Source organism: Sphingomonas sp. R647 (assembly GCF_020177055.1).
Classification (GTDB): domain Bacteria; phylum Pseudomonadota; class Alphaproteobacteria; order Sphingomonadales; family Sphingomonadaceae; genus Sphingomonas.
This window is the reverse complement of sequence record NZ_JAIQXT010000003.1, coordinates 581,020-594,695: the sequence shown is the minus strand read 5'-3', so window position 1 is coordinate 594,695 and position 13,676 is coordinate 581,020. Positions and strand designations below refer to the sequence as shown.

The following is a 13,676-nucleotide window of genomic DNA, read 5'->3' as shown; positions in this document are numbered from 1 at the left end:
CCCGGGCTTGACCCGGGCCAGGGCTTTTCTTCGCCCGGAGCGAAGGCCGCACTCGCTTGGCTAGGGAACGTGAACAGAGCGCACCGCTACCCGTAACGGATCCAGTCGAACGTCAGCATGGAGTGTGAGATCGCTCACCTGCTGATGCTGCGTGGTCAGATCGACAAGCATTTCCCAGTGATCGCCCGACCAAGCATAGCAGGACCGCTCCCAAACTGCGGGATCGAGCGGGGCCAGCGAGTCTCCATAGGCCGCAATGCACCGCTCAATATACTCGGCCGTGTCCGCATCGATCAGGTCGACACCAGCGATACCGGCGGCGCGTAGCGAATAGTCGCCCGCAACAAAGGCATCGGCGATCCGAACGAAAATGCGCCGAAGTTCCTCGGGGATGGGATGCTCCTGCTCGTCCCGCGCCAGCCTCACCCCACCATCTCCCCCGCCGCCCCAGCCCTTGCCGCGACCAGAAACTCGACATTTCCCTCCGGCCCGGTGATCGGGCTGGTCGTCACCCCCGCGACGCTCCAGCCCAGCCCTTCCAGCCAGCCGACGACCTCGGCGCACACCCGGTCATGCACTGCGGCATCGCGCACCACGCCGCCCTTGCCGACCTCACCGCGGCCCGCCTCGAACTGGGGCTTGATCAGCGCGACGACCCACGCCCCTTCGCGCACGAACGCGAACGGCCGCTCGAGCACCTTGGCCAGCGAGATGAAGCTCGCATCGCATACCACAATATCGATCGGCTCGGGGATATGCGCCGCCGTCAGCACCCGCGCGCTGGTCTGCTCATGCACCACCACCCGCTCATCCTGCCGCAACTTCCACGCGAGCTGATTGGTCCCGCTGTCCACCGCATAGATGCGCACCGCCCCCCGGCTCAGCAGCACATCGGTAAAGCCCCCGGTCGATGACCCGACGTCGATCGCAACCATCCCCGCCGGGTCGATGCCGAAATGATCCAGCCCATGCGCCAGCTTGACCCCGCCGCGCGACACCCACGGATGATCCCGCCCCTTGAGAGTCAGCGGCGCATCGGGCGCGATCGCCTGCCCCGGCTTGTCCACGCGCTTGTCGCCGCTGAACACCAGCCCCGCCAGAATCAACGCCTGCGCCCGCGTCCGGCTCTCCGCGAGTCCGCGTTCGACGAGCAGCTGATCGGGTCGTGTCTTGGCCATGGCCCGCCCTAACGCCTCCCGCCGCCCCCGTCACGCCTCGCAAACCCCTCCTTAGTCGCCCCGGGCTTGACCCGGGGCAGGGCTGCTCTCCTCGCATCACGAAGGACCGCGGCGCCCGGTCAAGCCCGGAACAACAAACACCCCCTTTCCTACAGCGAACCATATAGGTTATCGCGAGTCGGTGAGGAGGAACAAACCATGACCATCGACCAGCTCATCGACGACGTGATCGCCCGCGAGGGCGGCTATAGCGACCACCCTGCCGATCGCGGCGGCCCAACCCGCTGGGGCGTCACGCAGCGCGTCGCCCGCGCGCATGGCTATGCCGGCGATATGCGCGTCTTCCCGCGCAGCGAAGCCGCCGCCATCTACCGCCGCCTCTACTGGCTCCGCCCGCGCTTCGACCAGATCGCCGAACGCGCGCCAGCCCTCGCGGCAGAGCTGTTCGACACCGGCGTCAATATGGGCCCCGCGGTCGCCGCACGCTTCCTGCAACGGTCGCTCAACGGCCTGAACCGCAACGGGCAAGACTATCCAGACATGGGCGTCGACGGCCAGATCGGCCCCATCACCCTCGCCGCGCTCGCCGCCTTTCTCGACACGCGCGGCCCGCCCGGCGAGCGCGTGCTGCTCAAGGCGGTCGAGGCGCTTCAGGGCGAACGCTACATCGCGCTCGCCGAAGGCCGCCCCGCCAACGAAGCCTTTCTCTACGGCTGGCTCGCGAACCGCATCGGTTCGTAACCGCCGAGCCCTCTTTCAGGAGACCAATCATGAGTATCATCGAAAGCCTGATCGGCCCGATCGCCGGTCTGATCGACAAGATCATCCCCGACCCCAAGGCGCGCGACGCCGCCAAGCTCGAGCTGCTCAAGCTCGAGGGCACACAGGAAATGGAGGCGGTCCGCACCCAGCTCTCGGCCATCGTCGCCGAAGCGCAATCCCCCGACCCGTGGACCAGCCGCGCCCGCCCCAGCTTCCTCTATGTCATGTATGCGCTGCTGCTCTGGGCGATCCCGATGGGCCTGATCGGCGCGGTCCAGCCCGATATGGCGCGGGGCATCGCCGCCGCCATGAACGCCTATCTGAACGGCATCCCGGAATCGCTCTACGCGCTCTTCGGCACCGGCTATCTCGGCTACACCGCCGCGCGCCAATGGGGGAAGATCAAAGGCGTTGAGAAGTAAGGGGGAGAAGCGGAAGCTGACAGAATGAAGCGCGTTCCGCGTAACTTCGTCAGTTTGCGCCGGGGGTCTTGGCAAGTCCAAGACCCCCTCCCCATATCCCGGCCCATGAGCGACAAGATACAATGGCACGGCACGACCATCCTCTCCGTGCGCAAGGGCGGCCGCGTGGTCATCGCCGGCGACGGCCAGGTCTCGCAGGGTTCGACCGTGATGAAACCCAATGCGCGCAAAGTCCGCCCGCTGGGTGACGGCAGCGTCATCGCCGGGTTCGCCGGCGCCACCGCCGACGCCTTCACGTTGTTCGAGCGGCTGGAAAGCAAGCTCGAGCGCCATCAGGGCCAGCTGCTCCGCGCCGCGGTCGAGCTGGCGAAGGACTGGCGCACCGACAAATATCTCCGCAATTTGGAAGCGATGCTGATCGTCGCGGACAAATCGACGACGCTGATCGTCACCGGCAACGGCGACGTGCTGGAGCCGGAGGGCGGGATCGCCGCGATCGGATCGGGCGGCAATTTTGCCCTCGCCGCCGCGCGTGCGCTGACCGATTACGAGCCCGACGCCGAAGTCATTTGCCGCAAGGCGATGGGCATCGCGGGCGAACTGTGCGTCTACACCAACGACCGCCTGACCATCGAAGCACTCGACGCCGCAGCATGAAATTCCAGATCGACTACGACCCCCGCCGCAACCGCCTCAACGTCGAAATCCGCGACTTCTGGACGGTCGAAACGGTGCGCGATTTCGCCGCCGCCTCGGGTGCGAAGGCTCAGCAAGCCCGCGCGATCCGCGACGATTACGACGTGCTGATCGACTCGCGCGACTTCCCGGTTCAGGCCAATGAGGTCGCCGACCTCTTGCCCCAGATCGCCGAAGGCGGGCTCGCGCTCACCACCGGCCGCGCTGCCTCGGTGGTCGGCAGCCGCCTCAACAAGATGCAGGCCGAGCGCACCCAGAGCCATCCACGCCTGCGCATCTTCATGACCATGGCCGAGGCCGAAGCATGGCTCGCCACAGCGCCCGACGCCGAACTTGAACCGACCGCATCGAACCAGAGAATTTGACCCCCGCCATGAACAACAGCCTCACCCCCAAAGCCATCGTTGCCGCGCTCGATGCGCACATCATCGGCCAGCGCGACGCCAAGCGCGCGGTCGCCGTCGCGCTGCGCAACCGCTGGCGCCGCCAGCAGCTGCGCGCCGATCTGCGCGATGAGGTCACGCCCAAGAACATCCTGATGATCGGCCCGACCGGCTGCGGCAAGACCGAGATCAGCCGCCGTCTGGCGAAGCTCGCCGACGCCCCGTTCGTGAAGGTCGAGGCGACCAAGTTCACCGAAGTTGGCTATGTCGGCCGCGACGTCGAACAGATCGCCCGCGATCTGGTCGAAGAGGCAATCCGCCTCGAACGCGAACGGCGCCGCAGCGCGGTCAAGGACAAGGCCGAGGCCGCGGCCATGACCCGCCTGCTCGACGCGCTGACCGGCAAGGACAGTTCGCAAGCGACCCGCGAAGCCTTCCGCGAGCGCCTCAACTCCGGCCATCTCGACAACACCGAAATCGAGATCGAGGTCGAAGCCACCGGCGGCATGCCCTTCGACATCCCCGGCGCCGGGCCGCAGATGATCAATATCGGCGAAATGATGAAGGGCCTTGGCGGCCCCCAGCTCAAGCGCCGCAAGATGAATGTCCACGCCGCCTGGGCCAAATTGGTCGAGGAAGAAGCCGACAAGCGCCTCGACCAGGACGACGTCGCCCGAGTCGCGCTCGCCGATGCCGAAGCCAACGGCATCGTCTTCCTCGACGAAATCGACAAGATCGCGGTCAGCGACGTGCGCGGCGGCAGCGTCAGCCGCGAAGGCGTCCAGCGCGACCTGCTGCCGCTGATCGAGGGGACCACGGTCGCCACCAAGTACGGCCCGATGAAGACCGACCACATCCTGTTCATCGCCAGCGGCGCATTCCACGTCGCCAAGCCCAGCGACCTGCTCCCCGAGCTTCAGGGCCGCCTGCCGATCCGCGTCGAACTCAAGGGCCTGACCGAGGATGATTTCGTCGCAATCCTCTCCGACACCACGGCATCACTGCCCGAACAGTACCGCGCTCTGATCGGCACCGAGGGCGTGGATGTGAGCTTCACCGAAGACGGCATCCGCGCCGTCGCCCGCATCGCGGCGGAAGTGAATGGTGAGATCGAAAATATCGGCGCCCGCCGCCTCGAGACGGTGATGGAAAAGCTGCTCGAGGAAATCAGCTTCAACGCCGAGGATCGCTCAGGCACCGCCCTCGTCGTGGACGCCGCCTATGTCGACAGCCAGCTCGCCAGCATCGCGCGCAACACCGACCTCAGCCGCTACGTGCTGTAGCGCTCACCTAATCGTCTGCCCGGGCTTGACCCGGGCCAGGGCTTCTTCTGAACTCGCGCGAGGCAAATAAGCCCAGCCCCGGCTCAAGGCCGGGGCGACGAGAAGGAAAGCGAACCGTGAAACTCTGGGCCATCCTAGCCGCGCTGCTCGCAACCCTCCCCGCCGCAGCCCAAAACCGCCCCCCCTGCCGCGAAGTCGCCGACACCCCCCACATCACCATCGCCCCCGACGCAGCGACCCAACTCGCCCAAATCGGCCTCGACCGCACCGCGATCTTCGCCCGGATGCGCGAAACATCGATCCCCGAAACCATGGGCTGCTGGGCGATGCCGGTCGGCAATTTCGATTCGATGCTGGTCTCGGTCGGCATGTCGCAATGGAATTACGGCACCGGCAGTCTGCAACCCGTCCTCACCGCCTGGCGCGACAGCTTCAACAGCCGCCGCCGGTTCAAGCGCACGTTGCACGACCTCGCCCCAACCTACGGCAAGCTCCTCTTCTCCAAGGACTGCCTCAAAACGCCCGTCCGCCAGAAATGCCGCGACGGCATCCTCGCCGCACATGGCGAGGACGGAAAACTCAACCCGACCGCCATCGCCGAACTCACCGCCATCTTCGACCATGACGCGATGCTTCAGGTCCAGACCGACACCTATGTCGCCCTGCTCCTCGAAGTCCGCGCCGAACTCTATCGCCTCTGGCCGACCGGCCCGATCACCGCGCGAAAGGTCAAATGGGCGATCGACACCCGCGTCCAGCAAAAGACCCTGCCCGGCGACGAAGACGCCGCCCGCCTCCGCCGCAAGCTCGCCAATGTGCCGAGCGGCGAACGCGCCGCCAAACTCAAGGCCATGCTCGCCTGGTATCAGGGGCTCAGCGAAGCAGTCGACCAGGACGGCGTCAGCCGCGACTATGCGTGGAACGTGGCGCAATGGACCTGTCTGATCGACGCCGGCCAGATCGACGACGAACAGTTCGAACTGCTCCATTTGACCTATCTGCGCAGCCGCACCGCCACCGGCAATGCGGGCCGCTGGCAAGCCCTCACCTTCTCCCGCCGCGCCAAGATCATCCTCGGCACCGGCAGCGTGAGTGGGGTCCGGGACGGCGGTTGCCCCGCCGCCCCGTCGCCCGCCGCAGGTTAGAACCGCGTCCGCAGCCCGAACATCACCGTCCGCCCCTCACCGGGATGGAAGATCGCGCTGGCGGGCTTCGCCGGGTCCGGCGGCGTGGTCCCACGATAAGCCTGAATCGCCGCCGACTGATCCGACACATAATGTTTGTCGGTCAGGTTGCGGGCATCGGCGAACAACGTCACCCCACCCAACTCGAACCCGGCGCCGATGCCCAGCAACGCATAGCCCGGCACCTTCAGCGTGTTGCGATAATCCGCCCAGGTCGATTGCGGCCGCCAGTCGAGATTCGGCTCGACGAACACCCCGCTCCCGCCCTCGTACCGCAGCGACGCGCGATAGCTGTGCACCGGTGCGATCGGCAGCCGGTTGTCGCCATACACCGCATCCCCATCGAACCGGAAGTCCGACAACGCATAGGTCTGGCGCAGCCGCAGCTTGCCCTCCGACCCGTCGAGGATCCACCAGTCCAGGCTCGCCTCGATCCCCTGATGCACCGTCTTGTCGGCATTGAAGATGGTCGAGGGAATCGTCGGCGACGTCAGGAAGCTCAGCAACTCCCCCTTCACCCACGCGCGATAGGCGGTGACATCCCACGCCACCGCGCCGCTACGCCCGCGCGTCCCGATCTCCGCGGTCCACGCCCGCTGCGGGTCGAGCGGCACGAACACCGATCCCAGCAGGTTCGTCTGCGCGAGCGCCCCGAAATGCGGCGGCTCCACCGACCGCGTGACATTGGCATAAACCTGCGCGTCCCCGGTTTCGTAGAGCAGCCCCACACGCGGCGCGAGCCACTCAAAGTCCTGCTCCGCAGTGCGCCCATTCAACCGGTTCAGATAATCGCGCCCGGCATGGCCCCAGCTCGCCCCGCCGACCAGCGCCAGGCCCTCGGTCACGAACAGCCGGCCCTCGGCAAACAGGTCGAGTGCATTGGCCATCTGCCGCGCATCGCCGATCCGCGGCCCCTGATTGCTCGCGGCATTGACGAACAGATCCTGCTCGCCCCCGCCCTCGCGATAGAATGCGCCGAAGAACAGGTCGGCCTTCATGCCGCCCAGCTCACCCTTCCAGTCGAACCGCCCGAACGCGCCCTGCGTATCGGTGTCCTGGATGATGAAGATGCCGACCGGATGGTACAGGTCGGTCTGCGTCGCATAGACCCCGCCCTCGAACGTCAGCGCATCGGTCAGCCGCAGCCGCGTCTGCAGCGTGCCGCGAAATGTCCCCAGATTGCGCCGCTGGTTCTGCGACACCGCCGTCGTCCCCGCCGCACGCGGATTGGTCAGCGCCTGATCCAGCGTCACCGTCCCCGGCACGCCCTGATAGACATCGGCGGCATAGAGGATCGCGCGCACCTCATTCCCGTCACCAAAGCTGTAGCCAAGGTTGAGCGTGCCCCGGATCTGGTCCTGATAGCCCTGCACGCGATAGCCATCGGTGTGGAACGCGTTGACCCCGGCATAGAAATCGAACGCGCCCGACTTGCCCGCAACCTGCGCGACGCCGCGCACCGTGTCGTCGGTCCCGGCCTCGACGCGGATCAGCACCGGCGACTGCGCGGTCTTGCCGTTGGGCGTCACGAAGTTGATCGCCCCGCCCAGCTGCGCCCCACCAAAGCGCAGCGCATTGCCGCCCTTATAGACTTCGACAAAGCGCGCCCCCAGCGGGTCGATCTTCTGAAAGTCCGAAAAGCCGTCGGCATCGGCGAACGGCACGCCGTCCTGCGCGAGCAGCACGCCGCGCTGGTGGAAGCTCTGGTCCAGCCCCGATCCACGGATCGACAGCCGCCCTTCCTCGCCATAGCGCTTCTGCGCCAGCACGCCCGGCACGTCGCGCAAAATGTCCGGCGTCCCGACCGCAAAGCGATCCTCATAGGCTTCGGCGGCTACCACCGACACCGACCCCGGCGTCCGCGCCAGCCGCTCGCGCGCCTCGGCAACGACGGGCGGGTCTTCGGGATTGGCCTTGGCGGTGACGATAATCACCGGCACCTGATCGCTGTCATTGGCGAACGCCGGCGTCGCAAGGCAAGTGGCCGCAAGCAGCGCGGCCGCAAATTCAGTCTTCATGATATGGGTATTCCTGATCGGCGCGCAGGATCGTCGTCCCGCACGCTGGTTCGTGTAAGGTTACGAAAAGATCAGTAAATCAGCGGCGGCCCGCGCATCGGCGGCCACAACTGCCGCGCCCGATCGACGCGCACCACCGCAACGCCGACAAACCCCAGCGCCAGGATAAACGCCAGCGCCCCGGCCAGCAGCACCGGGTCCACGCCCGGCATCATATCCAGCCCCAGCCCGGCAAAGGCGCACGGCTGCCCCGCCGCCCGCGTCGCGCCATCTTGCTTGGCCGGCATCCCCGGCACGTCGATCTCGACTTGCTGCTGGCCCATGCCGGTACAGACCATCACGACGATCTTGCCCGCCTGTTCGACCGGCATGAACCCCGCCGGCACGGCGAGCTTCATCGCCAGCGCCAGCACGATCAGCGCGGCGGCACACCAACGATGCGAAAGGATCAGCCCCCGGAACACGAGGGCGCGGTTAGCGACTGGAAACCCGCCTGTCATCCGCTAAAGGAACCGACAAAAGTAGACAGGGACAGGCAATGGCTACGATCAAGACCGACGACCTCATCGACAGCGTCGCCGACGCGCTTCAGTTCATCAGCTACTACCACCCGATGGACTATATCCGCGCGCTGGGCGTCGCCTATGAGGCCGAACAGTCCCCCGCCGCCAAGGACGCGATCGCCCAGATCCTGACCAACAGCCGCATGTGCGCAGAGGGGCATCGCCCGATCTGTCAGGACACCGGCATCGTCAACGTCTTCGTCAAATGGGGCATGGACTGCCAACTCGACGAGCGCCACCGCAGCCTTCAGGACGTGGTCGATGAAGGCGTCCGCCGCGCCTATCTCCACCCCGAAAACAAGCTGCGCGCCTCGGTCCTCGCCGACCCCGCCTTCACCCGCCGCAACACCCGCGACAACACCCCCTGCGTGCTGCACGTCGAGATGGTCGCCGGCGACAAGATCCATATCGACGTCGCGGCCAAGGGCGGCGGGAGTGAGAACAAGTCCAAGTTCAAGATGATGAACCCCAGCGACTCGATCGTCGACTGGGTACTCGAAATGCTCCCCCAGATGGGTGCCGGCTGGTGCCCGCCCGGCATGCTCGGCATCGGCATCGGCGGCACGGCGGAGCATTGCGTCCTGCTAGCCAAAAAGGCGCTTATGGAACAGATCGACATGGCCAGCCTCAAGCAGCGCGGCCCGCAGAATGACCTAGAAGCGCTGCGCATCGAGATTTTCGACAAGGTCAACGCACTCGGCATCGGCGCACAGGGCCTTGGCGGCCTTGCCACCATCCTCGACGTCAAGATCATGGACGCCCCCTGCCACGCCGCGGGCAAGCCGGTCGCGATGATCCCCAACTGCGCCGCCACCCGCCACGCGCACTTCACCCTCGACGGCAGCGGTCCCGCCTATCTCGAAGCGCCCAAGCTGGAGGAATGGCCGAACGTCAACTGGACCCCCGACAAGGCCGCGATCCGCGTCGACCTCGACGCGCTCACGCCCGAAGTCGTCCAGAGCTGGAAGCAAGGCGACCGCCTCCTCCTCAACGGCAAGATGCTCACCGGCCGCGACGCCGCGCACAAGCGCATCGCCGACATGCTCGCGGCGGGCGAACCCCTGCCGGTCGAGTTCAAGGGCCGCGTCATCTATTATGTCGGCCCGGTCGATCCGGTCGGTGAAGAGGTCGTCGGCCCCGCCGGCCCCACCACCGCGACCCGCATGGACAAATTCACCCGCATGATGCTCGACCAGGGCCTGCTCGCGATGGTCGGCAAGGCCGAACGCGGCCCCGCCGCCACCGACGCGATCCGCGAGGCCAAGAGCGCCTATCTGATGGCCGTCGGCGGCGCCGCCTACCTCGTCGCCCGCGCGATCAAGGGCTCCAAGGTCGTCGGCTTCGAAGACCTAGGCATGGAAGCGATCTACGAATTCGAGGTGCAGGACTTCCCGGTGACGGTCGCGGTGGATGCGGAAGGCAACAACGTCCACCAACTCGCGCCGCTGGTATGGCGCGACAAGATCGCGAAGGAAAAGCTGCTAGCCTGACCCGTCGCCCCGGCGCAGGCCGGGGCCGCCAGAGGCAAGAGCAACCCCCTCGACAAACCTTCCCGCCAAACTACCGTCGCCCCGGCGAAGGCCGGGGCCGCCACGTTGGACAGGTCACCGCCAAGCCACATAGCGGCCCCGGCCTGCGCCGGGGCGACGCGGGGGACCAGGCGATGGAAAAGGGCGGCTACACCTACATCGTCACCGACCGCCCCTTCGGAGTCCTCTACACCGGCGTGACGTCAGACCTCGCCGCCCGCGCAACCGCCCACCGCGACGGCAAAGGCTCCAAATTCGCCAGGACATGGGACTACACCCGCCTCGTCCTGATCGAACATCACGATCGCATCGAAGACGCCATCGCCCGCGAAAAAGCCCTCAAGAACTGGAAACGCGCGTGGAAACTGCGCCTGATTTCCGAGCATAACCCGAGCTGGGACGATCTGTGGCACACGCTGAATTGCTAGGCATTCCCGACCAACATGGCGGCCCCGGCCTTCGCCGGGGCGACGAATCCCCCCGTCGCCCCTCACCCGTCGCCCCGGCGAATGCCGGGGCCGCCACGTTGAACGCGACTCCCCCTCCCCACATGACCAGCCCATGATCACCTCCCCCATCTGGCTCGCCGCCACCCTCTTCGCAGCGATCTTCCAACCCTGGCGCACCGCCATCCAACGGCGCGTCAGCCGTGACCTGTCGATCAACGCGGCAGGACTGGTCCGCTACCTCTACGGCCTCCCCTTCGCGCTCGCGATGATGGCGGCCTATCAGTTCGCCCTGTTCCCCGCCGCGTTCCCCACGCTCGGCCCGTGGTTTCTCGCCTATTGCATCAGCGGCGGCCTCGCCCAGATCGTCGCCACCAATCTGCTGCTGATGGCGTTCGACCAGCGCAATTTCGTGGTCGGCACCGCCTATTCAAAGACCGAAGCGGTGCAGGGTGCGCTGCTGTCGATCGTCCTGCTCGGCGAGCATCTCGCGCCGCTCAGCTGGCTCGGCATCGCGCTGGGCGTCGTCGGCGTGATGATCCTCTCAGCAGGCGGCAAGCGGATGTCGCCCGGCGAACTGCTTCGCGCGCTCGGCCAGCCCGGTGCGCGCTTCGGCATCGCCTCGGGCTTCTTCTTCGCGCTCACCGCCATCGCGATCCGCAGCGCGACGGTTCAGGTCGCGACCAGCGATCCGATCCGCGCCGCACTGATCGTCCTCGCCGTCACCGTCGCGCTCCAGACCGTCATGCAGGGCGCGTTCCTCGTCTGGCGCGAGCGCGATCAGGTCGGCCCGGTGCTGCGCAGCTGGCGCGTGTCCGGCCAGGTCGGGCTGCTCTCCGCGCTCGGCTCGGCTTGCTGGTTCACCGGCTTCGCCACAGCCCCGGTCGCCCTGGTCCGCGTCGTCGGCCAGATCGAGGTCGCCTTCACCATCGCCTTCGGCCATTTCTACCTCGGCGAGCGCGTATCGCGCAGCGAAGTCACGGGACTGGTGCTCGTCACCGCCGGGGTCGTCGCGGCGTTAGCGGGAACACTCTAGCCGCGTACGGGCACCCGCCCGACCATCGCCTCACCCGCGGGTTGAGATCGCGCCGTCACGCGATACACTCGCCCCGAACCACACCGGGGGATCGGATGAAGCTCACCACCATCGCGCTGGCCGCCACCGCACTCGCCCTGACCGGCGCCCAGCCGGCGGTGGCGCAATATTTCGACGGCCTCAAGGGCAAGAAGCTCCGCACCGCGATCACGACCGCGCAGGCGTACCCCTTGGGCAGCGAGAAAAACCCGGTCCGCGCCAAGGGGCCGGAGGGCGAGCGCGCCTATCTCGCCCGCCTGCGCTGCGCCGATGGTAACGCCCCCGCGTTCGAACGGCTCGGCAGCACCGGCATCGGCCCCTATCGCAATATCCTCGACCTCTACACCGTCCAATGCGCCGGCGCCGCGCCACTGTCGGTCTATATCGACATGTACCACAAGCATGCGGAGCCTGCCCCGGTCCCCGGCTTCACCATCGTCGCGCCCTGAGGATCGGCATGGAGCGGATCGACCTCATCTGCCCCCACGCCCCGGTCAACGCCGCCACCCGGCTCAAGGCGGCGATGGAGGGGGTGACACCCGACTCCCCGCAATGCGTGCTCGGCAGCGGGACCGAGCATGACATGACCCTGTGGGTCCACCGCCCCAATTTCCGCAACGACATGAAGACCCGCCTGGTCGCGACGATGCAGCCGCACGCCGGCGGCACCCGCATTCGCGGGCGACTGGGCGGGCCGCGCAGCGTGTTCGTGTTCTTCGGCTGCTGGTTCGGCTTCGTGTCGCTGTTCCTGGTGATCGGCCTCACCATGCTCGCCGCCTCGTTCGCCGAGGGGGTCGGACTTCACGCGCTGATGTTCGTCGTCGTGCCCGTCTTCATGCTGGCAGTCGGCGGCTTCATCCTGTGGGTCGGCAACAGCCACGCGCGCAGCGACCGCGCCGCGATCCTCGCCTTCCTCCACCAAACGCTCGCCACCCGCCCGTTCAGCAGCCGCGACCTCTAGCGATAGACGATCCGCACCTTCCCCGCCGCCTCAACCGCCACCCGCCGCGCGCTATCCACGTCCCCCGCCAGCGCCAGCGCGACCCCCATCCGGCGATAAGGCCGCGTCGTCGGCTTCCCAAAGATCCGCACGTCCACCTCCCCGCCCTCGACCGCCAGCGCCTCGGCCAGCCCGTCATAGCCCGGCCCTTCACTGTCCCGATCAGCCAGGATCACCGCCGAAGCCGCCGCCCCGCGCAGCACCACCTCTGGCACCGGCAGCCCCAGCACCGCGCGCGCATGCAGGTCGAACTCGGTCAAATTTTGCGAGATCAGCGTCACCATCCCCGTGTCATGCGGACGCGGCGACAGCTCGCTGAAGATCACCTCCTCGCCCTTCACAAAGAACTCGACCCCGAACAGCCCGTACCCGCCCAGATCGTCGACCACCGCCCGCGCCATCTCCTGCGCCGCCGCGATCGCCGCCGGGGTCATCGCCGCCGGCTGCCAGCTTTCCTGATAGTCGCCCCGCTCCTGCCGATGCCCGATCGGCGGACAGAACACGACGCCCGCGCGCGTCCGCACAGTCAGCAACGTGATCTCATAATCGAAGTCGACAAACTCCTCGACGATCACCCGCCGCCGGTCGCCGCGCATATTCGCCACCGCATAGTCCCACGCCGCCTCGAGGCTCCCCGCGTCGCGCACCGTCGTCTGCCCCTTGCCCGAAGAGGACATGACCGGCTTGATCACGCACGGCAGGCCGGTGTGCTCGGCCCCCGCCAGCACCTCCTCCAGGCTCTCGGCATAGCGGTAGCGCGACGTGCGCAGCCCCAGCTCCACCGCCGCCACTTCGCGGATCGCATCGCGGTTCATCGTCATCATCGTCGCGCGGGCGGAAGGTACCACCGTCACCCCCGCCGCCTCGACCTCAGCCAGCACTTCGGTCCGGATCGCCTCGATCTCCGGCACCACCAAATCGGGCGCGTGCCGATCGATTGCCGCGCGCAGCGCATCGCCGTCGAGCATCGAAAACACCTCGCACCCGTCCGCCACCTGCATCGCCGGCGCGCCCGCATAACTGTCGCACGCAATCACCTGCGCCCCCAGCCGTTTGGCCGAGATCACAAACTCACGCCCCAGTTCCCCGGAGCCCAGCAACAGGATTTTCGCGGTAAAGGTCATGGCATCCACTCAT

At 67.1% G+C, this 13,676-nt stretch carries 16 protein-coding genes; 11 read left to right on the top strand and 5 right to left on the bottom strand.

Annotated elements, in window-relative coordinates:
* Nucleotides 1-60: 60 nt before the first annotated feature.
* Together K9B35_RS09955 and K9B35_RS09950 are read right to left on the bottom strand one after the other, a co-directional pair.
* Complete coding sequence (locus K9B35_RS09955; RefSeq protein WP_224921668.1) at nt 61-426, bottom strand: hypothetical protein; 366 nt, start codon at nt 424-426, stop codon at nt 61-63.
* Nucleotides 423-1,178, bottom strand: coding sequence for a TlyA family RNA methyltransferase (locus tag K9B35_RS09950; RefSeq protein WP_224921667.1), 756 nt, complete (start codon nt 1,176-1,178; stop codon nt 423-425). The genes K9B35_RS09955 and K9B35_RS09950 overlap by 4 nt, the downstream gene beginning before the upstream one ends.
* Nucleotides 1,179-1,376: 198 nt before the next feature.
* On the opposite strand from K9B35_RS09950, the gene K9B35_RS09945 reads away from it, so the two are divergent.
* From K9B35_RS09945 to K9B35_RS09920, 6 genes are all read left to right on the top strand, one after another.
* Nucleotides 1,377-1,919, top strand: coding sequence for a glycoside hydrolase family 108 protein (locus K9B35_RS09945; protein WP_224921666.1), 543 nt, complete (start codon nt 1,377-1,379; stop codon nt 1,917-1,919).
* A gap of 29 nt (nt 1,920-1,948) precedes the next feature.
* Entirely contained in the window at nt 1,949-2,362 is a 414-nt protein-coding gene (locus K9B35_RS09940) for a holin family protein (protein WP_224921665.1), read from the top strand.
* Nucleotides 2,363-2,467: 105 nt separating this feature from the next.
* On the top strand, nt 2,468-3,019 hold the full coding sequence (hslV, locus tag K9B35_RS09935; protein ID WP_224921664.1) for an ATP-dependent protease subunit HslV: 552 nt from the start codon (nt 2,468-2,470) through the stop codon (nt 3,017-3,019).
* Nucleotides 3,016-3,423: a hypothetical protein gene (locus tag K9B35_RS09930; protein ID WP_224921663.1), complete on the top strand. Its 408-nt coding sequence runs from the start codon at nt 3,016-3,018 to the stop codon at nt 3,421-3,423. Before hslV ends, K9B35_RS09930 begins: the two co-directional genes overlap by 4 nt.
* 8 nt (nt 3,424-3,431) lie before the next feature.
* Nucleotides 3,432-4,724 carry an ATP-dependent protease ATPase subunit HslU gene (gene hslU / locus K9B35_RS09925; protein ID WP_224921662.1) on the top strand — a complete coding sequence of 431 codons (1,293 nt, stop codon included), beginning with the start codon at nt 3,432-3,434 and terminating at the stop codon, nt 4,722-4,724.
* Nucleotides 4,725-4,840: 116 nt separating this feature from the next.
* Nucleotides 4,841-5,869, top strand: coding sequence for a hypothetical protein (locus K9B35_RS09920; protein ID WP_224921661.1), 1,029 nt, complete (start codon nt 4,841-4,843; stop codon nt 5,867-5,869).
* Here K9B35_RS09920 and K9B35_RS09915 read toward each other — a convergent pair.
* Both K9B35_RS09915 and K9B35_RS09910 read right to left on the bottom strand, forming a co-directional pair.
* Nucleotides 5,866-7,926, bottom strand: coding sequence for a TonB-dependent receptor family protein (locus K9B35_RS09915; protein ID WP_224921660.1), 2,061 nt, complete (start codon nt 7,924-7,926; stop codon nt 5,866-5,868). The genes K9B35_RS09920 and K9B35_RS09915 overlap by 4 nt on opposite strands.
* A 71-nt stretch (nt 7,927-7,997) precedes the next feature.
* Nucleotides 7,998-8,390 (bottom strand): hypothetical protein, encoded by a 393-nt coding sequence (locus tag K9B35_RS09910; RefSeq protein ID WP_224921659.1) that lies wholly within the window; start codon nt 8,388-8,390, stop codon nt 7,998-8,000.
* Between the two features lie 74 nt (nt 8,391-8,464).
* Here K9B35_RS09910 and K9B35_RS09905 point away from each other — a divergent pair, with 74 nt between their 5' ends.
* From K9B35_RS09905 to K9B35_RS09885, 5 genes are all read left to right on the top strand, one after another.
* Entirely contained in the window at nt 8,465-9,979 is a 1,515-nt protein-coding gene (locus tag K9B35_RS09905; RefSeq protein WP_224921658.1) for a fumarate hydratase, read from the top strand.
* Between the two features lie 173 nt (nt 9,980-10,152).
* Complete coding sequence (locus K9B35_RS09900; RefSeq protein WP_224921657.1) at nt 10,153-10,446, top strand: GIY-YIG nuclease family protein; 294 nt, start codon at nt 10,153-10,155, stop codon at nt 10,444-10,446.
* Between the two features lie 133 nt (nt 10,447-10,579).
* On the top strand, nt 10,580-11,500 hold the full coding sequence (locus K9B35_RS09895) for a DMT family transporter (RefSeq protein WP_224921656.1): 921 nt from the start codon (nt 10,580-10,582) through the stop codon (nt 11,498-11,500).
* A gap of 95 nt (nt 11,501-11,595) precedes the next feature.
* A complete protein-coding gene (locus K9B35_RS09890) occupies nt 11,596-11,988 on the top strand; it encodes a hypothetical protein (RefSeq protein ID WP_224921655.1) in 393 nt (130 codons plus the stop codon).
* Nucleotides 11,989-11,996: 8 nt separating this feature from the next.
* Entirely contained in the window at nt 11,997-12,500 is a 504-nt protein-coding gene (locus tag K9B35_RS09885) for a hypothetical protein (protein WP_224921654.1), read from the top strand.
* Here the strand turns inward: K9B35_RS09885 and purT are convergent.
* On the bottom strand, nt 12,497-13,663 hold the full coding sequence (purT, locus tag K9B35_RS09880; protein ID WP_224921653.1) for a formate-dependent phosphoribosylglycinamide formyltransferase: 1,167 nt from the start codon (nt 13,661-13,663) through the stop codon (nt 12,497-12,499). The two genes, K9B35_RS09885 and purT, sit on opposite strands and share 4 nt — an antisense overlap.
* Between the last annotated feature and the right edge of the window lie 13 nt (nt 13,664-13,676).